The organism is Pseudoalteromonas issachenkonii, from assembly GCF_002310795.1.
GTDB lineage: Bacteria > Pseudomonadota > Gammaproteobacteria > Enterobacterales > Alteromonadaceae > Pseudoalteromonas > Pseudoalteromonas tetraodonis.
This window is the reverse complement of record NZ_CP011030.1, coordinates 1,137,381-1,157,556: the sequence shown is the minus strand read 5'-3', so window position 1 is coordinate 1,157,556 and position 20,176 is coordinate 1,137,381. Positions and strand designations below refer to the sequence as shown.

The following is a 20,176-nucleotide window of genomic DNA, read 5'->3' as shown; positions in this document are numbered from 1 at the left end:
ACTATAGTTTAGTTTGCTTCACTACGCGATTGTTTAAGTGCTTCACCTAGCTGCCCAGCAATTGCTTGGATCTCAGGCATGGCTTCTTGCACTAGAGATTGTGACATTTGCATAGATGCTTGCATCACCTGTGGCATTTTTTTCAAAATAGCTTGCCCTGACTCTGTTTTATAAAAATCGAGCATATCGCTAATCTCTTGCTCACTAAATTGCTTATCATAAAGGTTAACCATCATAGGCTGCATTTTTTGCCAGCTCATTTTGGTTTTTAGCACCTTAGTCATATCGGCATAATATTTGTCAAATATTGGCTTTTCATCTGGCTTTACCCCCATTTGCACCGACATATTTTGCATCATGCCCTCAACTTGAGAATACATAGAGTCAACCATAGCGTCCATATCCATCACCTCTACCAGCTCATCAATTTTTTGTTGCTTAGTAGTTTGCGCTGCATATAGGCTAGTTGAAAAAATAAGTAGTGATAAAAGTAATACCTTACCCATATTAATATCCTTTTTGTATTTGAATTTACGCCATACTCACATGTTCAATAAGTGTTGTAAATGGGAACAACCAAAAAAACAAAAAGCCGAATAACTACCATTATTCGGCTTTTTGTCGTTTGTTAGGGTTAATCTTTTTCGATATTATCGAGTCCTTTCGTTCCATCTTTGGCTTTTAACTTATGATGAATAGCGGTTTTAATTAGCATATAACCACTAATGGGCGCCGTGATTAATAAAAATATAGTGATTAATATTTCTTTTACGCTTAAGCCACTAGCTGAATTGGCAAAAAATACCATCGCAGCCGTGAGTATACTTGCCATCCCTAAAGTGGTTGCTTTAGTTGGCCCATGTAAACGCATAAAAAAGTCCGGCAGTTTAATTAAGCCAATAGAGCCAATTAAAATAAAGAGCCCACCTAATAACAGCAATATTGATACGATCCATTCACTTATCATTTTAATACCTTACTCAATTATATCGCCACGAAGTAAATACTTACATACTGCCACCGTACTTATAAAGCCTAACATTGCGATAAGCAAAGCGGCTTCAAAATATAAACCTGTTCCCATACTGATGCTATATAAAATAATCAATGCAATAACGTTAATGTACATTGTATCGAGCGCCAAAATACGATCTGGTACTGATGGACCAATAATAAGTCGCCATAGATTTAGTAGTAATGACAATCCAACCATTGAAAAAACAATCAGTAATACTGTATCTAACATTGAAATATCTCCTTTAGGGGAGCTTCGTAGCGTGCTTTAATTTGTTTGATAAGTGCTTGCTCATCATCTAAATCTAACACGTGAATTAATAAATATCGCTGCGCCGGTTCATCGTCTTCATTAAGTGACTTAATGAGAGGATAAACCTCAGCACTGACTGTACCCGGCGTTAAAGACACACAACTAGCTAAAATAGTAATTGGCATTTCATGCATTAAATCGATAGGCACTTTAACAAAACCTGGACGTAAATTTTTTGAAGGGCCCAGTATTAATAAGGCCACTTGTAAATTAGCCACAATAATATCGTAAAGCACAATAAGTAACTGCTTAAACGCCAAGCCAGGCTTTAATATGAGTGGTTGTGGATCTCTAAACGACATACTAAATAAAGGAATAAGCAGTGCTAACAATGCACCCAATATAATATGCCCTACAGACACACTGTTATTTAATAATAGCCATACTATAAATAAAAATAGACTACGAAACGGTGTGGGTAACCAACGAAAACGAGCTTCTAAGCGCATTACAGACCTCCCTTGAGTACCGCATTAATACCACCACTAATATCATGAAGTTGAGTTGCTGTTTCAAGTGCATATTGCGTTGCCAAATCACCAAAAACAACCAACAGTATTGAGCTTGTGAGCAGGCCAACAAGTACGATAACTTGCAACGGATGTGCATTAGCAACATCAGCAGCCTCACCGCCTTTGTCTTTATGCTCCCAAAACAAACTCGTGCCTGCACGTGATATAGCAACAATTAACGCTAAGCTCATAATTAAGTAAACAGGCCAAAATACCAGTGCTTGCTCACTGTTTAAGGTGGTTTTTAAAATCCAAATTTTACCTACAAAACCTGAAAGTGGCGGCATACCTATGACGGTTAGTCCAGCGATAATAAAACACGCTCCCAACAAGAATGGTTGTTTAACTGCGCGTCCGCCAACTAATCTGTCGCCGGCTTTACCTCGCTGAGTTGCAATTAAATCAGCCAGTAAAAATAGTGCTGCAGTCACTAACGTTGAGTGCACCAAATAATACAATAGTGCAGCTGTGGCGTTTATATTTTGAAGTGCAACCAGTGCCACTAAAGTACCCACAGAAACCAGTACTAAGTTTGCGGTAAGCTTACGTAAATCTTGTGCTGCCAACACCCCGATTGCCCCAATCACTATGGTAGCAATGGCCAACGCCCATAGCCAAGACTGCGCCATATGCTCAAGTTCACCGGCTTGCTCACCAAATACCACTGTATATACGCGTAAAGTGGCGTAAACACCTACTTTGGTCATAATCGCGAATAATGCAGCAACCACAGGTGTCGCACTTGAATAGGCATTTGGGAGCCATAAATGCAGTGGTAATAGTGCACTTTTAAGGGCAAATACCACAAGCAATAGTAACCCGCCCGCTTTAGCTAAATAAACATCATCACCAGTTAACTGCGGTACTTTATTAGCCATATCAGCAATGTTTAGGGTACCCAATACCCCATATAAAATACCTAAGCCAATTAAAAATACACTTGAGCCAACTAAGTTTAAAATAACGTAATGCAGTGCTGCACGTGTTTTTGGTTTACCGCCGCCGTGCATTAATAGCGCATAAGAAGCAATTAGTAACACTTCAAAAAAGACAAAGACGTTAAATAAATCGCCCGTTAAAAATGCACCATTTACCCCTAATATTAAAAAATGAACCAAGGGATGGAAAAAGCTGCCTTGCTCGTCATCGCCGGCACACCCATATAAAACCACACCAAGGCCTAAAAAAGCGGTTAAAGTAACCAGTAAAGTTGAGAGCATATCTGCTACCAGTACAATACCAAACGGCGCTGACCAGTTACCGATTGCATAAACAATAATCCCGTTATCTTTAACCTGAACCAGCAGTAATACTGTAATTACAAAGGTTAAAATAGCCATTAGGCTTGAAGTTAATCGCCGTGCAAATAAACTTTTGCCACACGGTGGCAGTAGCAGAATGATTGCCGCTAACATAGGCATTAAAACAGGCAAAGATGCTAAATGCTGAATCATTTTCTCTCCTTGCGTTTACTTCTGGTTAGGGTGCCATCAACATGATCATTCCCTAAATCTGCTCGCCCTCGTATCGATAAAATAACCACAAACGCAGTCATGGCAAATCCTATCACAATAGCTGTTAATACTAAGGCTTGTGGCAGCGGATCGGCGTAATCAGCGCCAGTTCCAAGTACCACCGCTTTATTGATAGTTAAGCGCCCTGATGAGAATAAAAACAAATTAACCGCGTAAGAAATCATTGTCAGCCCCAGTACCACTGGGAATGTGCGCGCTCTTAATAATAAGAACACACCACAGGTGACTAGCACGCCAACGCAAGATGCGTATAACAGTTCCATTAAATATTTACCTCTTCTTTCTCTGCGTTCGCTGTCATATTACCTAAGCTCGCAAGGATCATTAGCGTCGCGCCAACAACGGTTAAGTACACGCCCAAGTCAAATACAATGGCGCTAGCTAGCTCTGTTTTACCAACAAACAGAATATCAAAGTAATCAAACCAGGTAGTTAAGAATGGTTTATCGAAGAACCAACTTCCGACACCCGTAAACATGGCGATAGCGATACCTGATGCAATAATTTTTCGATAGTTAACATCAAAACGTTCATTAATCCACGCAGTACCATGGGCCATATATTGTAAAATAAAGGCAATAGAGGTCACGAGGCCGGCAATAAATCCACCGCCCGGTAAGTTATGACCACGTAAGAAAATATAAGCGGATACTAATAGCGCCAATGGTAATAAGCTTTGTGAAATACAAGCCAATAAAATAGGGTGACGGTCTTTAGACCATGGGCGCCCTTCACTGTCGCTTGCTGGCATATAAAGCGGAATTCTTGATAACAGTTTAAATATACCCAGTGCTGCAATCCCTAACACGGTGATTTCACCTAAGGTATCAAAGCCCCTAAAATCAACTAAAATAACGTTAACAACGTTAGTACCCCCACCGCCTGTTTTAGCATTAGCAACAAAGAATTCAGAAATTGAATTAAGAGGACGGGTCAGTAATGCATAACAAATACTAGCAATAATTACCCCCACCGTAGAGGAAATAACCACATCACGTAAAATACGCAACGAGCTTGACTCTCTTGGCGTACTTTGCGGTAAGAAAAACAGTGCCAACATTAATAATATGATGGTCGCAACTTCTACTGTAAGTTGCGTTAAGGCCAAGTCAGGCGCTGAAAAACGTGTAAACGCTACCGACACCATTAATCCCACAATCGACAGCATTAATAACGACACCATCCGAATTCGATGCCAAATAACGGTAGCAATAGCACCAATAATCAGTAGCCCTGCACCTATAGCATTTTGAATATCAACTGGGGTGTTAGGTACACTGCCAGCTAGCTGTTTCATTTCAAATAATGGCCAACCTGAGGCAAGTAATACAACACCTAACATAATAAATACATAGCGTTGTAATGAGCCATTTTCTGTTGATTGGATTTTGTTTTGACACCAATTAACCACAACCGCTAAAAAACGCTCGAAGATTTTTTTAGCGTTAAAAGGAGGTAACGACGCCTGAAACTGGAACAAGTACTTACGATTAACGTAAATAAATAAACCACCAATCACCGCCATACCACTCATAAGTAGAGGTAAATTGAAACCGTGCCAAATAGTTAGCTTGTACTCAGGCATAGCTTGACCAAGTACGGCCAATGAGGCAGCCGATAAAATACCATCTACTGCAAAGTGCGGAAAAATACCCACTAAAATACATAGCACCACTAAAATTTCGATAGGCACACGCATATAACGTGGCGCCTCATGAGGGGTGCGTGGTAAGTCTATCGGTTCACCATTAAAGAACACGTCATGAATAAAGCGAGATGAGTACGCTACCGACAGCGCACCTGCAACGGTTGCCAGCACAGGAATTAACCACGACATAGAGCCAAGTACTTGCTGATGCAGTGTTTCAGCAAAAAACATTTCTTTAGATAAGAAACCATTTAATAGCGGTACACCCGCCATAGCGGCAGCGGCCACCATCGCCAATGTGGCCGTATAAGGTAAGTAGCGCCACATGCCATTGAGTTTGCGCATATCACGCGTGCCGGTTTCATGGTCAATAATACCCGTGGCCATAAATAACGACGCTTTAAACGTAGCATGGTTAATAATATGAAAAATAGCGGCTACGGTTGCAAGTTGTGTGTCTAGGCCGAGTAATAGAGTAATTAGGCCTAAATGACTAATTGTTGAATAGGCTAATAAGCCTTTTAAATCATGTTTGAATAGCGCGATGTAAGCGCCAAATAAAAGTGTAGTTAAACCCGTCAAACCGACTAATAAAAACCAAGTGTCGGTACCCGCCAGTGCTGGATAAAAACGCGCAAGTAAAAAGATACCCGCTTTTACCATAGTGGCAGAGTGTAAATAGGCACTAACCGGTGTAGGTGCTGCCATGGCATGGGGTAACCAAAAATGAAACGGAAATTGTGCAGACTTGGTAAAGGCGCCTAGTAATACTAGCACCAGCGCTAATTCGTATAAATCATGTGATTGAATAATCGCTTTGCTAGCTAAAATAGTGTCTAGGTTGTAGCTTCCAACAATATCACCTAGCAGCATTAAGCCGCCCAGTAATGCTAAACCACCCGCACCGGTTACCGCCAGTGCCATACGCGCCCCCTTGCGCGCCTCTGATTTATGCCACCAGTAACTAATCAACAAGAACGAGCTAATACTGGTTAGCTCCCAAAATACCCATAACTGAATCACATTGTTTGACATAACAATGCCCAGCATGGCGGTCATAAATAACATTAAGTAACTGAATAGCTTTGGCAGTGAATCGTTTTGACTTAGGTAATAACGGGCATACAAAATAACCAGCAGCCCTATTCCTAAAATCATAAATAAAAACAGTAAACTCAATCCATCTAAGCGTAAGGAAATATCCAGCCCTAAAGCAGGTATCCACTGCGCGCTAAAACGAATGGTTTCTCCCGCGAGAACCGCAGGCGCATGATAAAGTGTAATTGCAAGCGCGGCTAAAGGCGCAATAGCCGTTAGGCTCGTTGCCTGATTTCGAGAAAGTTTGCCGGTGCATGCAGAAATAACACTGCCTAATAAGGATAACAGGGGTATCCAGAGCAAAGTCATAATGAAGGGCCTTTTTGAATCATAAAGTTTATCAATTCGCTACTTGTTATTATTAAATACCAAAGTGACTTGGGTATACGTTTTATATCTGTTTTTTAACAACATTAATACGTACAGTTATACTGATAAACACGGTTTTTGTCTATAGAAAGCGCTTCTAGCGGGGCAATAATCAAACAAAAAAGTCTATAAATTAATGAACTGGGATAAAACCGGCTCAGCTTTTAAGCAGTTTTAATAGGCTCATATAATCATTGGTTAAACAACCTAAAAGCACTCTATTTAATGATTAAAAGCGCGGGAATAAATCTGCATGTTGCTCTATATGAGTTTGCCACAAAGCCCGATATTGCTCTGAAAGTCCAACCTGTTGATATTGCATAATAGACCACTGTGCGCTTGGCTTATAAGCAACACCTCCTTGCTGACAGCTTTTGCTTTTGTGCCATCCTTTTGGCGCATCAGTGTTATGAGCAATAAACAAGTTAGGGGCAACCAACCCCTCAAGCTGACAAAGCCAAGCTTGTTTTTTTGCTGGTAAAGCGTATTCATCTTCAAAACCATTAAAGTGCATTAATTCATGTAAAAAGACTGCATAATTAGCCTGCGAGTTAATATGCATTAAGCCCTGATGCACATTGGCAGTACCTTGCTTGGGCATCATAATCGCAAAATCGAATCCTTTAGGAAGCCGCTGCTTAAGTGATGACTGTTGCCAATCGCACTGCGCAAGCGTTGCTTTAGTGCTGTTACAAGCAATTGCATTACCAACATATATAGGCTTTGAAAAACAAAATGCATTACTACTAGGCTCTGGGTGTTGTGCGTATTTTTTCACAAAGTGGTTGAGCCTATATAAACCATCACGGTGATCGCTCAGCATTAGCACATTAAATGTGCATTGCTTTTGTATCTCAATTTGCTCGCTCGCTACCAAAAACCCTAATTTATTCATAAAGGATTGGTTTAATGCATCGAAGGGAGCATGCTGTTGTAACTGTAAATGATAAAAGGCATCCCCTTTAGGTAACTTATTGTGGGCTTTTAATAACGCTAAATCTTGCCAACGCTGTTGAGCAAGCAATGAAGCTGCGAGATGTTTTTGTTGTTTAATTGTTATCTCATCGAGGCTTGCTTGCCAAAAGAGCTTGGCGGTTTCAGTTTGATTATTGGCTATTAATGATAACCCATATCCGTATTGTGCATGGGCTATTTTATTGCGTGCTAAGGTGGCTAATGAGGTCGGGGGGAGTTGTAAAATATGCGATGCAAAGTAACTAGGGAATTGCCAATAACTGTCAATCACATTGGCTTTGGCGTGCAATACTTGCCAAAAGCCAATGCTATTTTGTTTATTACTGGAGCCACTAATTAAGCTAGCGCACAGTAATAAAATACTTAATTTAAAAAAGTTAGCCCGCGCTTTCACTTGCCATCAACTCAAGCTCTAAACGCGCATATTTATATTCTATAAATTCGTGAACGTTCGTTGCCAGCGCCAACTTAAAGTAATCTGTTGCAATTGAGAGCTCACCTGCGGCTTGGTGCTGTTTAGCTAAGTAAAAATAAGCTTCACATAAACGTTGAGCATATTCTTGTTGTGAACTTACACCATCGGCTATCCCTGAAAAAAATGCTTTTTCACTCATATCACCTACATACAAGGCAATAAGCTGATATGCCCATTCGTTTTCATCAAGGGCCGCCGCATTAGCTTTTAACGAAGCGAGTGCCTGAGTTTTATCTTGTGCCGCTTGCGCTAAATAAAGCCACAGCACACGATAAGGATCGTTAGGAGAGCGCTCCAAGAACGTTTTAAAGTCATCTTTTGCAAGCGTGGCTCTATCGCCATAGTACAAAGCAATACCGCGATTTAAATACGCATATTCATGTTCTTGGTCTAACTCTATGGCTGAATCAAAGTACTCGTATGCTTTTTCGTATTGCTGCATCAAGGTATGTTGAATCCCCAAAAAGTTATACACCTCGGCTAAATCAGGCTTCAGTTTAACTGCTCGGTTAAAATCAATTCGCGATAAAGTTGTCATGCCTAAGCTATCAAAAAGCACACCACGGTCATAATACAGCTTTGCTTGTTGCTCTGTACTTAAGTCTGCTCTATTTAATAGTTCTGAAAAACGAGCAATGGCAATTTCATTTCTAAAGTCTGATGCAAGTGGCGCAGTAAATGGCACATTAATAATAGCAGCGGGTTTAGTAGTAGCCTGACAAGCGCTTAAAGACAAAATAGCAAAAGATGCCAAGGCTAAATGTTTAAGTCTCATTAAAATCCTTAATACCGAGGTAAGTAGCAAATAGATAAGACATAAGCTGTCTTGTAAGGTTCATTCTTGTTATATGTTACTTAACGTCTTGAACATAATAGGTTGCTAACATTAAAGCATAAAAAAAGGGGCTAAACAGCCCCTTTTTATACTATCCAGTAATTATCTGGATGAAAGGTTAGCAATTACGCGTCTTTAGACTCGTCAGCTGCAGGTGCTGCTGATTCCATTGCTTCTTTAATACTTAGACGTACACGGCCTTGGCGGTCTACTTCTAGTACTTTAACTTTAACTTCTTGACCTTCACTAAGGTGGTCAGCAACGTTGTTAACACGCTCTGTGCTGATTTGTGAGATATGCACTAGGCCATCTTTTCCAGGAAGAATATTTACAAACGCACCAAAGTCAACGATACGTACAACTTTACCTTCGTAGATAGTACCAACTTCAAGCTCAGCAGTTAATTGCTCAATACGGCTAATTGCATTTGCTGCACTTTCACCGTCTGTAGCAGCAATTTTGATTGTGCCATCATCACCGATTTCAATCGTAGTACCTGTTTCTTCAGTAAGTTGACGAATAGTTGCGCCACCTTTACCGATTACTTCAGCAATTTTCTTCTGTGGGATTTGCATCGTGTAAATACGCGGAGCAAACATAGATAACTCTTCAGAAGGTGCAGAAATCGCTTCGTCCATCACACCTAGAATGTGTAAACGAGCTGCTTTAGCTTGCTTAAGCGCGATTTGCATGATTTCTTGCGTGATACCTTCAATCTTGATATCCATTTGTAGTGCAGTGATACCGTTAGTTGTACCCGCTACTTTAAAGTCCATGTCACCTAAGTGATCTTCATCACCTAAGATATCTGAAAGTACTACAAAGTTTTCTTCTTCTTTAACTAGGCCCATCGCGATACCCGCAACAGAGGCTTTAATTGGTACACCCGCGTTCATAAGCGCTAGAGACGTACCACAAACCGATGCCATTGAAGATGAACCATTTGATTCAGTGATTTCAGATACAACACGAATTGAGTAAGGGAACTCAGTTAATGTTGGCATTACAGCTTGGATACCACGCTTAGCTAGGTTACCGTGGCCGATTTCACGACGCTTAGGAGAACCTACAAAACCCGTTTCACCTACACAGAATGGAGGGAAGTTGTAGTTAAGCATAAAGTGGTTTTTGTGCGTGCCAGTTAAATCATCGATTAACTGTGAGTCACGTTCTGTACCAAGTGTTGCTGTTACTAATGCTTGCGTTTCACCACGTGTAAAGATTGCAGAACCGTGAGTACGTGGAAGTACGCCCGTCATTACATCTAGTGCACGGATCATATCTGGTTCACGACCATCGATACGTTTTTCGCCAGCAGCGATACGGCCACGAACGATTTTCTTCTCAAGTGAACCGAATACTTTACCTACTTCTTGCTTATCAAGCGTTTCGCCTTCAGCAAGTTCGCTAGTAAGCGCTTCAACTACGGCATCTTTTGCTGCAGTTAATGCTTCTTTACGCGCTACTTTATCAGTAATACGGTAAGCTTCGCCTACTTTATCAGCAGCAAGTGTTGCTACTTTCTCTTCTAATGCAACGTTTTTCTCAGGTGCAGTCCAATCCCAAGTAGGTTTGCCTGCTTCTGCTTTAAATTCGTTGATTGCCTTGATGATAGACTGTGATTGCTCATGGCCGTATACAACTGCGCCTAGCATTACGTCTTCAGCAAGTACGTCTGCTTCTGATTCAACCATAAGTACGGCGTTATCAGTACCAGCAACAACTAAATCAAGTTGGCTTTCTTCAAGCTCTTTTAGTGTTGGGTTAAGTACGTATTCACCGTTGATGTAACCAACACGTGATGCACCAATTGGACCGCTGAACGGGATACCAGAGATAGCAAGTGCTGCTGATGTACCAATCATCGCAACCATATCAGGTTGGATTTCAGGGTTTACAGAAACAACAGTCGCGATAACTTGTACTTCGTTTACGAAACCATTTGGAAAAAGTGGACGAATTGGACGGTCAATAAGACGTGCAATTAGCGTTTCGCCATCGTTAGGACGACCTTCACGCTTAAGGAAACCACCTGGGATACGACCTGCAGCGTACATACGCTCTTGGTAGTTAACTGTTAGTGGGAAAAAGTCTTGGCCTGGTTGAGCTTCACGCTTACCAACAACCGTTACTAGCACTGACGTGTCGCCAATGCTTGCTAGTACTGCGCCATCTGCTTGACGGGCGATAGCACCTGTTTCTAGCGTCACTGTGTGTTGACCTAGTTGAAATTCTTTTATAATTGCTTGCACTTAAAATATTCCTTAAATGTATTTTTAGTATTAATTAAGTTTTCATCAAAGTACCAATTACAGTACATAATTGTATTCAGTTGGAAATCAATTAAGTACTACAATTGGCAATGATGTAAATAACCGTAGATAAACCTTTTTATCTACGCGCCATAGTATATAACAAAGTCAGGTAAAATTGCGAGCTTAGCACCGAGATAAAATAGTGCTTGCAGCAATGTCAAAAACATTCGCTTTGTGAAAGATAATAGTATGGCTTTTATTCGATATTTCAAGGGGTTTACTAAGAAGTACTGGGGAAAGCGAGAAAATTCAGACACAAAAAAAGGAGCTAAAAAGCTCCCCTTTTGATAATCAAGTTCTTAGCGACGTAGGCCAAGCTCTTTGATTAACGCAGTGTAACGCGAGATATCTTTACCTTTAAGGTAATCAAGCAGTTTACGGCGAGTGCTTACTTTACGAAGCAGACCACGACGTGAGTGGAAGTCATGCTTGTGATCAGCAAAGTGACCTTGAAGCTTGTTGATATCAAAAGTAAGTAATGCTACTTGTACTTCAGGTGAACCAGTGTCGCCTTCAGCGCGTGCGAATTTAGCAATGATATCGATTTTTTCTTGATTGCTTAGTGACATAATAACTCCAAAAGTTAAATTTAATAGGTGCTTTAGCCGATCACTAATTCAGCCAAAACGATTAAGCGGGCGTATTCTACCAATTATCAGCATAACTACAAGTTAAACTTTACTCTGGTTGCTGATTAGACAAGCCACGTTTTGATTTTAGATGGCCATCAGGATTACGTTCACCAGTACCAATAAAGATTCCGTCAGCCAGAACTTTTATTGCACCTTCAGGTAATTCTTTACCTAGCACCACAGCTTGACCATGGCTAAATGCTATTCCCTGCTCTTTAGTAATTTCCACAACAGGTAAATCAACTAACGCGGTATCCATTGGCAATAATAGTTCGTCAAGGTAAGTAGAAGGCGCAACGTCTTGTTCTTTCGCTTGATTTAATAACGTTTCTAACTGCTCAAGTGTGACCATTTTATCTGCTGGGTAATGCCCTACAGCACTACGATGCAGCATAATCACATGCGCGCCGCAGCCAAGGTTTTCACCTAAGTCATCAACGATAGTACGAATATATGTGCCTTTAGATACATGGGCAGTCATTTGTATTTCGTTGGCTTGCTCATCAAACTCATCAAGCGTTAAGCTAAATACGTTAATTTTTCGACATTTGCGAGGAACTTCTATGCCTTCACGCGCATATTTATATAAAGGCTTGCCTTCATATTTAAGCGCTGAGTACATTGATGGGTATTGATCTGACTCACCTAAAAATTTAGCAATTTCCTGTGTAAGCAGTTCAGCAGTAACATTAACATCACGCGTTTCGACCACTTCACCATCAGAGTCTGACGTGGTAGTACGCTCACCCAGTTTTGCTCGCACAACATAGGTTTTATCTGTATCGAGTAAAAACTGGGTAAACTTAGTGGCTTCACCAAAACAAATAGGCAGCATACCGGTCGCAAGCGGATCGAGCGCACCAGTGTGCCCCGCTTTTTGAGCAAAATAAATACCTTTCGCTTGCTGCAGTGCTTTGTTTGATGAAATACCTTCTGGTTTGTTTAACAACAAAATACCATCAACTGGACGGCCTTTACTGCGTCTTGCCATTAGTCTTTAGTGCCTTCTTCGCTATCTGTTTCATCATCAACATGCTTAGCATTATCTTCACGAATGATAGAGTCCACTAAGTTAGAGATTCGCATCCCTTCCATTAATGAATTATCAACCACAAATTTAAGCTCAGGCATGATTCGCGCACGAATACGTTTACCTAGCAACGAGCGGATATAACCGGTTGCTTCGTTAAGTACTTTGGCACTTTGCTTGGCTGCATTTTCATCTTCAGTGTTAAACACAGTAATGAAAACTTTGGCATAAGATAAATCGCGCGATACTTCTACCGCAGACACTGTCACCATGCCCAAGCGTGGATCTTTAATTTCGCGTTGTAAAATCACCGCAATTTCTTTTTGAATTTGCTGAGCAACACGATCAGTGCGAGAAAATTCTCTCATTTCACTTTCCTAAAATTATAACTTATTGAAAAATAATAATAAGCTAACTAAATAATGGATACACAAATGGGGGCTGAGCCCCCATTTAAAATCTTAGCATAGGTTATGTTGGGCTATCGAGGTACAACCTTGAATGTCCAACACCACCTAATAACAATTAAAGAGTACGTTGTACTTCAACTGTTTCAAATACTTCGATTTGGTCACCAACGCGAACATCATTGTAGTTCTTAACGCCGATACCACATTCCATGCCGTTACGAACATCAGCAACGTCATCTTTAAAGCGACGTAATGACTCAAGCTCGCCTTCGTAAATAACCACGTTATCACGAAGTACACGAATTGGTGCGCTACGCTTGATAGTACCTTCAGTAACCATACAACCGGCAATTGCACCAATTTTTGGAGACTTAAATACGTCACGTACTTCAGCAAGACCAATGATTTCTTGTTTAAACTCAGGCGCAAGCATACCAGACATGGCTTGCTTAACTTCTTCGATTAGCGCGTAGATTACGCTGTAGTAACGAAGATCTAGGTTTTCAGAATCAATCACTTTACGCGCTGATGCATCAGCACGAACGTTGAAGCCAACCACAATCGCGTTAGACGCTGCCGCAAGAGTTGCATCAGTTTCAGTGATACCACCAACACCAGAACCAACAATCTTCACTTTTACTTCATCAGTAGAAAGCTTAGTTAATGAGTCTGAAATTGCTTCGATTGAACCTTGAACGTCTGCTTTAAGTACCACGTTAACTTCAGATACGTCGCCTTCAGTCATGTTAGTAAACATGTTTTCAAGCTTCGCTTTTTGTTGACGCGCTAGTTTAACATCGCGGAATTTACCTTGACGGTAAAGTGCAACTTCACGCGCTTTACGCTCATCTTTAACTACAGTTGCTTCATCACCGGCAGCTGGAATACCAGACAGACCTAAAATCTCAACTGGAATAGAAGGACCGGCAGACTTAATGTCTTTACCGTTTTCATCGCGCATTGCACGAACACGGCCGTATTCAAGACCACATAATACAATGTCACCTTGATTAAGCGTACCTGACTGAACAAGAATAGACGCAACAGGACCACGGCCTTTATCAAGACGTGATTCAATAACAACACCTGCAGCCATACCTTCGGTCGGCGCATTTAACTCTAAAAGCTCAGATTGCATTAATACAGCTTCTAGCAGGTCATCAATACCTAAACCAGTTTTTGCTGAAATGTGCACGTACTGTGTATCGCCGCCCCACTCTTCTGGGATAACGTCTAGCTGAGCTAGTTCGTTTTTAACGCGATCTGGATCTGCGCCTTCTTTATCCATTTTGTTAACAGCAATAATTAAAGGAACGCCAGCTGCGCGAGCATGCTGTACCGCTTCTTTAGTTTGTGGCATTACGCCATCATCAGCTGCAACTACTAGGATTACGATATCAGTTGCTTTTGCACCACGAGCACGCATTGATGTAAATGCGGCGTGACCCGGAGTATCTAAGAAAGTGATCATGTTGCCGTTAGTTTCAACGTGGTATGCACCAATGTGCTGTGTAATACCACCGGCTTCGCCTGATGCAACTTTAGCTGAACGAATGTAATCAAGCGTCGATGTTTTACCGTGGTCAACGTGACCCATAACAGTTACTACTGGCGCACGTGGCTCTGACTTACCATCTTCATGGCGGTCATTAAGTACTGTTTGCTCTAATTCGTTTTCTTTAACGATGATAACTTTATGGCCCATTTCTTCTGCTACAAGTTGAGCAGTTTCTTGGTCAATAACTTGGTTAATAGTAACCATGTCACCCATTTTCATCATAGTTTTTACAACTTCAGCACCTTTAACCGCCATGCGTGATGCAAGCTCAGCAACTGTAATTGTTTCACTAATACGCACTTCGTTTTTAACATCAGCCGTTGGTTTTTGGAAACCGTGCTGTAATGACGCTGGCGCTTTTAGCTTACCTTTTTTACCTTTAGACGCTGCAAATTTATCTTTTGCTGGCGCTTTTTTCTTTTTCTTCGCACGGCGAGAGCCTTGCTCTTCGCGAGCATCAGCTACATCTTCTGCTTCACGTGCGTACGTTGAAGTCGTAAGGTGGTGATCCGCGGTTTCTTCGCGTTTCTTACGTTCTTCTTCTTCTTTCTTCCAGCGTGCTGAGTTCTCTTCAGCTAGCTTTCTTGCCTCTTCTGCTTGACGTTTCGCTTCTTCTTCAGCTTTCTTCAATGCGGCCTCTTCTGCTTCTTTTTGCAGACGCTCAGCTTCGATGCGATCTTTCTCAGACTTAGCACTTTGCTCAGGGGTCATCTGCTGTTGTTTCGCTTTACGCTCAGCATCTGCTTTGCGTTTAGCTTCTTCTTTGGCTTTACGATCAGCGTCTTCTTTTGCTTTACGTTCTGCCTCTTGTTTTGCCTTTAATTCAGCAGCGGCTTGTTCAGCTTTTTGCTGCTCTTCAAGACGTGCTTTTTCTTCAGCGGCTAGACGTTGCTGTTCTTGTTCTTGCTCAACGGCACTTTTTTTCACATAAGTGCGTGTTTTACGAACTTCAACTTGCACAGCTTTTGCTTTACCCGTAGAGCCCGTCACACTTAATGTGCTTTTGCTCTTACGTTGCAATGTCATGCGAGCAGGGCCTTCAGAGCCCGTGCCACCATGTTGCTTGCTTAGGTGATCAAGTAACGTCGCTTTTTCAGCTTCAGTTACATTATCGCCTGCTTGTTTAGTAATACCGGCTTGTGAAAACTGCTGTAGTAATTTATCAACAGTTGTACCTATATCACCGGCTAGTTTTTCAACATTTACTTCTGCCATAGTCTCTAATACCTCCGTTAATAAATTACTCGTCTGCAAACCAACAAATATTACGTGCAGCCATAATTAGCTCGCCCGCTTTCTCTGAAGATAGCTCTGTAATATCTACAAGCTCATCAATGCCTTGCTCAGCTAAGTCTTCAAGTGTTACTACACCCTTACTTGCCATAACAAATGCTAAATGACGCTCTAAGCCTTCAAGCGCAAGTAAGTCTTCAGCAGGCTCAGCGCCTTCTAAGCTTTCTTCCGTTTTAAGGGCTTTCGTTGTTAATGCATCTTTTGCACGTGAACGTAATACGTCCACTGTTTCTTCATCTAAGCCGTCGATTTCTAAAAACTCAGAAGCAGGTACATAAGCAACTTCTTCAAGTGTTGAGAAACCTTCGTTGATAAGTAATGATGCAAACTCGTCATCAATATCTAAGTTTTCAGTAAATAAGTTAATTAACTTATCTGACTCAGCTTCGTTCTTAGCGCGCATTTCATCAACGGTCATTACGTTTAATTCCCAGCCAGTTAATTGGCTTGCTAAACGTACGTTTTGACCATTACGACCAATAGCTTGTGCTAAGTTATCAGCTTCAACAGCAATATCCATTGAGTGTGTATCTTCATCCATTACGATTGAAGCCACTTCTGCTGGTGCCATTGCGTTAATAACAAACTGTGCAGGGTTGTCATCGTAAAGTACGATATCAACACGCTCACCGCCAAGTTCTGACGATACCGCTTGAACACGTGCGCCACGCATACCAACACACGCACCAACAGGGTCAATACGCTTATCGTTAGATTTAACCGCGATTTTAGCGCGTGAACCTGGATCACGTGCTGCAGCGCGTAATTCAATCATTTCTTCGCCAATTTCTGGTACCTCAATGCGGAATAATTCCATCAGCATTTCTGGTTTAGAACGGGTTACAAATAATTGTGCACCGCGTGCTTCAGGCTTCACTTCATATAAAAGACCGCGGATACGATCACCCGGGCGGAAGTTTTCACGTGGCAGCATGTCGTCACGATAAATAACCGCTTCTGCGTTGTTACCTAAATCAAGTACGATTGCATCACGGGTTGCTTTTTTAACAACACCCGTTACCAGCTCGCCTTCTTGATCTTTATATGCTTCAACGACTAAGGCGCGCTCTGCTTCACGTACTTTTTGTACGATCACTTGCTTAGCCATCTGTGTTGTTATGCGGTCAAATTTAATTGATTCAATTTGCTCTTCTACGTAGTCGCCCATTTTCAAGTCAGGTTCTTCAACTTGAGCAGCTTCTAACGTGATTTCGCTGTATGGATTCTCTAAAGAACCATCTTCTAAAACTTCAGCTATTTGCCAGCGACGGAAGGTATCGTAATCGCCGGTTTTACGGTCAATTGCAACACGTACATCAATTTCACCATCATGCTTTTTCTTTGTCGCTGTCGCTAATGCGAACTCTAGAGCTTCAAAAATCTTTTCTTTTGGAACCGCTTTCTCATTGGAAACGGCTTCAGCAACCAATAATATTTCTTTTGCCATGGGTAATGCCTCGCTTGCCCTATTCCTTCGCACTCGAATTAAAACTTTGCGATTATGTTCGCACGTTCAATGTTACTAAGCATGATTAAATGCTCCGCACCATCGCTAGATAGTGTGATCATATCGCTGCTAACTGCTATTAAGTCGCCTTTAAAATTACGGCGACCATCTTGTGGAAGCTTAGTACGCACGCGTACTTCCTCTCCTTGCGCCTGCTCGTAGTGATCTTGTTTGAATAATGGACGATCAACACCAGGAGACGACACTTCCAAATCGTATTCGTTTGTAATTGGGTCTTCGACGTCTAAAATCGCACTAATTTGACGACTTGCATCGGCGCAGTTGTCAACTGAAATCCCATCCTCATGAGCAATGTATACTCTTAAGGTAGAATGGCGACCCGCTTGTACAAACTCAAGCCCATGTAATTCAAAGCCTAACATTTCTACCGCAGGCGTTAACATGGTTACTAAATCTTGTTCAAGTTTTGTCACGAAAATCCTCCATACAAACAAAAAAAGGGCTTATAGCCCTAAAATACTGAGTTTAAATTTTGATTTAATCGATAAACATTAAATCAAACGGTGCAGATACAACAACGCCCCGAACCAAGCGGGGCGTCACACCAAAAAACGCAAAACTGTGTGGCCTAGGGCCAAGCTTGGTTGCGAGTCAGTATCCTGACCAAATTAAACTTCATTAGCTTAAACGCAAAACGCGCATTACTTAGAATGCGCGATATAAAGTAGTAAGCATAAACCTACTATTAAGATTGGTTGCGGGAGCCGGATTTGAACCAACGACCTTCGGGTTATGAGCCCGACGAGCTACCAGACTGCTCCATCCCGCGCCAATAGATAAAAAGTTAATAACTTAATATCGCTGTTAGTAAATTTTATAACCTACTAAACAATGGCCGCTATTATAAAGATGTACGCCTAAATTAGCAACCACAATAAGTAATAAGTTGATAAAAAAAGCAATGCTGTTTATTGCTTTGCTCTATGATTAAAACGACATGTAGAAATCGATCGCTTTTTAAAATACAGCGTATAAAAATAATTTTGGCTCATTATGAAAAAATTCAAAACCTTAAAACTAATTTTAGGTGACCAGCTAAACCCCGCTCATTCTTGGTTTAAAGATAAATCCGATGACACCGTGTTTGTTATTGCCGAGCTCATGCAAGAAGCGCAGTACGTAAAGCATCACGTGCAAAAAATATCAGCCTTTTTTAAAGCCATGGAAAACTTCGCTAACGCCTTAAAAGATGCCGGCTTTAACGTGTTGCATTTAACGTTAGATGACACCAAAGACGATGATAACTTACCCGCTCTTTTAACTCGATTAGCTAAGCAGCATGAATGCACCTCAATTGAATATCAATACCCAGATGAGTACCGTTTAAAAACACAACTGCACGACTTTGCCACTAACAGCGAATTAGCTGTGACTGCCTGTGACAGCGAATTAGCTGTGACTGCCTGTGACAGCGAGCATTTTTTATTAGCATTTAACGATATAGACAAACGCTTTAAAAAAGATAAACACGTCACTATGGAGCATTTTTATCGGGCAATGCGAAAGCAGTTTGATATTTTAATGGACGATGACAAACCTCATGGCGGTCAATGGAATTTTGATGCGAATAACCGTAATAAGTTTTCAAAAAGCGATTTAGCCGATATCCCCAAACCCAAATTATTTAAAAATGATGTTAGCACCATCATTGAGCGTTTAGATAAACATAAAATAAAATACTTTGGGCAAATAGAAACCCAATTAAGCTGGCCAACAACCCGTAAACAAGCAATAAGCGCACTTGATCACTTTTGTGCACATTTACTCCCCCGCTTTGGTCAATTTCAAGATGCGATGACAGATCAATGCCCTGATAAAGATACCTTTTATCACAGCCGGTTATCATTTGCGTTAAATGCCAAAATTTTACACCCTCGCTATGTTATCGACCGTGTGGTCAAAGAATACCAACAACGCCAAGATGAAATATCTATTTCTCAGGTTGAAGGCTTTATTCGTCAAGTACTGGGTTGGCGCGAATATGTGCGTGGCGTGTATTGGAAAAACATGCCCGATTACGCTAACAAAAACCAGCTTAATGCAACCCGTGCACTGCCACGTTATTTTTGGAATGGTAAAACAAGAATGAACTGCTTAAGCCACTCATTAACACAAAGCTTAGACAGCGCGTATGCCCATCATATTCAACGTTTAATGGTAATAGGTAATTTTTGTTTACTAACCGCTATTAACCCTGATGAAGTGGATGAATGGTATTTGGGTGTTTATATCGATGCTATTGAATGGGTAGAAATGCCTAACGCACGAGGGATGAGCCAATTTGCTGACGATGGCATCATTGCTACCAAGCCTTATGCGGCTAGCGGCAACTATATAAATAAAATGAGCGACTACTGTAAAAGCTGCCAATATAAGGTGAAAGAAAAAGTAGGAAAAGACGCTTGCCCGTTAAATAGCCTCTATTGGCAATTTATGCAAACACACCGAGAGCGGCTTGAAAAAAATCCACGAATAGGCATGATTTATCGCAATTGGGATAAACAAGATGAATCATTACGCCAAGAAACTTTAGATCAAGCTAGCCACTATTTAAATAGTATTGAAGAGCTATAAATACAAATGCCGTCAATTGGCGGCAACATCCTTAATAGTTAATATTAAAGTACCAAATACAG

The 20,176-nt window shown here is 41.2% G+C and carries 17 protein-coding genes and 1 tRNA gene; 1 reads left to right on the top strand and 17 read right to left on the bottom strand.

Annotation, left to right across the window (positions count from 1 at the left end):
• Positions 1 to 8: 8 nt before the first annotated feature.
• From PISS_RS05350 to PISS_RS05270, 17 genes are all read right to left on the bottom strand, one after another.
• Positions 9 to 506, bottom strand: coding sequence for a DUF2059 domain-containing protein (locus PISS_RS05350; RefSeq protein ID WP_013464547.1), 498 nt, complete (start codon positions 504 to 506; stop codon positions 9 to 11).
• 128 nt (positions 507 to 634) lie between these two features.
• On the bottom strand, positions 635 to 967 hold the full coding sequence (locus PISS_RS05345) for a Na+/H+ antiporter subunit G (RefSeq protein ID WP_013464546.1): 333 nt from the start codon (positions 965 to 967) through the stop codon (positions 635 to 637).
• 9 nt (positions 968 to 976) lie between these two features.
• On the bottom strand, positions 977 to 1,246 hold the full coding sequence (locus tag PISS_RS05340) for a K+/H+ antiporter subunit F (protein ID WP_008114565.1): 270 nt from the start codon (positions 1,244 to 1,246) through the stop codon (positions 977 to 979).
• The gene (locus tag PISS_RS05335; protein WP_016899457.1) at positions 1,240 to 1,776 is read right to left on the bottom strand and encodes a Na+/H+ antiporter subunit E; all 537 of its coding nucleotides are present in this window, start codon (positions 1,774 to 1,776) and stop codon (positions 1,240 to 1,242) included. The genes PISS_RS05340 and PISS_RS05335 overlap by 7 nt, the downstream gene beginning before the upstream one ends.
• A complete protein-coding gene (locus PISS_RS05330; RefSeq protein ID WP_024602786.1) occupies positions 1,776 to 3,293 on the bottom strand; it encodes a monovalent cation/H+ antiporter subunit D in 1,518 nt (505 codons plus the stop codon). The genes PISS_RS05335 and PISS_RS05330 overlap by 1 nt, the downstream gene beginning before the upstream one ends.
• Positions 3,290 to 3,637 (bottom strand): Na+/H+ antiporter subunit C, encoded by a 348-nt coding sequence (locus PISS_RS05325; RefSeq protein WP_013464542.1) that lies wholly within the window; start codon positions 3,635 to 3,637, stop codon positions 3,290 to 3,292. Before PISS_RS05325 ends, PISS_RS05330 begins: the two co-directional genes overlap by 4 nt.
• A complete protein-coding gene (locus PISS_RS05320) occupies positions 3,637 to 6,429 on the bottom strand; it encodes a monovalent cation/H+ antiporter subunit A (protein ID WP_058154385.1) in 2,793 nt (930 codons plus the stop codon). The genes PISS_RS05325 and PISS_RS05320 overlap by 1 nt, the downstream gene beginning before the upstream one ends.
• A 289-nt stretch (positions 6,430 to 6,718) precedes the next feature.
• Positions 6,719 to 7,858, bottom strand: a complete 1,140-nt coding sequence (locus PISS_RS05315) for a hypothetical protein (protein ID WP_058154384.1) — start codon at positions 7,856 to 7,858, stop codon at positions 6,719 to 6,721.
• Complete coding sequence (nlpI, locus tag PISS_RS05310; protein WP_013464539.1) at positions 7,842 to 8,714, bottom strand: lipoprotein NlpI; 873 nt, start codon at positions 8,712 to 8,714, stop codon at positions 7,842 to 7,844. The genes PISS_RS05315 and nlpI overlap by 17 nt, the downstream gene beginning before the upstream one ends.
• Positions 8,715 to 8,899: 185 nt before the next feature.
• Positions 8,900 to 11,026, bottom strand: a complete 2,127-nt coding sequence (pnp, locus tag PISS_RS05305; protein WP_013464538.1) for a polyribonucleotide nucleotidyltransferase — start codon at positions 11,024 to 11,026, stop codon at positions 8,900 to 8,902.
• A gap of 362 nt (positions 11,027 to 11,388) precedes the next feature.
• Positions 11,389 to 11,658: a 30S ribosomal protein S15 gene (gene rpsO / locus PISS_RS05300; RefSeq protein ID WP_006793376.1), complete on the bottom strand. Its 270-nt coding sequence runs from the start codon at positions 11,656 to 11,658 to the stop codon at positions 11,389 to 11,391.
• Between the two features lie 109 nt (positions 11,659 to 11,767).
• Positions 11,768 to 12,712 carry a tRNA pseudouridine(55) synthase TruB gene (truB, locus tag PISS_RS05295; protein WP_013464537.1) on the bottom strand — a complete coding sequence of 315 codons (945 nt, stop codon included), beginning with the start codon at positions 12,710 to 12,712 and terminating at the stop codon, positions 11,768 to 11,770.
• Positions 12,712 to 13,119, bottom strand: coding sequence for a 30S ribosome-binding factor RbfA (rbfA, locus tag PISS_RS05290; RefSeq protein ID WP_008467148.1), 408 nt, complete (start codon positions 13,117 to 13,119; stop codon positions 12,712 to 12,714). Before rbfA ends, truB begins: the two co-directional genes overlap by 1 nt.
• Positions 13,120 to 13,276: 157 nt before the next feature.
• Entirely contained in the window at positions 13,277 to 15,934 is a 2,658-nt protein-coding gene (gene infB, locus PISS_RS05285) for a translation initiation factor IF-2 (RefSeq protein ID WP_013464536.1), read from the bottom strand.
• A gap of 25 nt (positions 15,935 to 15,959) precedes the next feature.
• A complete protein-coding gene (gene nusA / locus PISS_RS05280) occupies positions 15,960 to 17,459 on the bottom strand; it encodes a transcription termination factor NusA (protein ID WP_013464535.1) in 1,500 nt (499 codons plus the stop codon).
• Positions 17,460 to 17,497: 38 nt separating this feature from the next.
• Complete coding sequence (gene rimP, locus PISS_RS05275) at positions 17,498 to 17,953, bottom strand: ribosome maturation factor RimP (protein WP_008114543.1); 456 nt, start codon at positions 17,951 to 17,953, stop codon at positions 17,498 to 17,500.
• Positions 17,954 to 18,232: 279 nt separating this feature from the next.
• Positions 18,233 to 18,309: transfer RNA gene (locus PISS_RS05270), tRNA-Met, on the bottom strand.
• A gap of 224 nt (positions 18,310 to 18,533) precedes the next feature.
• Here PISS_RS05270 and PISS_RS05265 point away from each other — a divergent pair.
• The gene (locus tag PISS_RS05265; RefSeq protein WP_058154383.1) at positions 18,534 to 20,114 is read left to right on the top strand and encodes a cryptochrome/photolyase family protein; all 1,581 of its coding nucleotides are present in this window, start codon (positions 18,534 to 18,536) and stop codon (positions 20,112 to 20,114) included.
• Positions 20,115 to 20,176 lie beyond the last annotated feature (62 nt).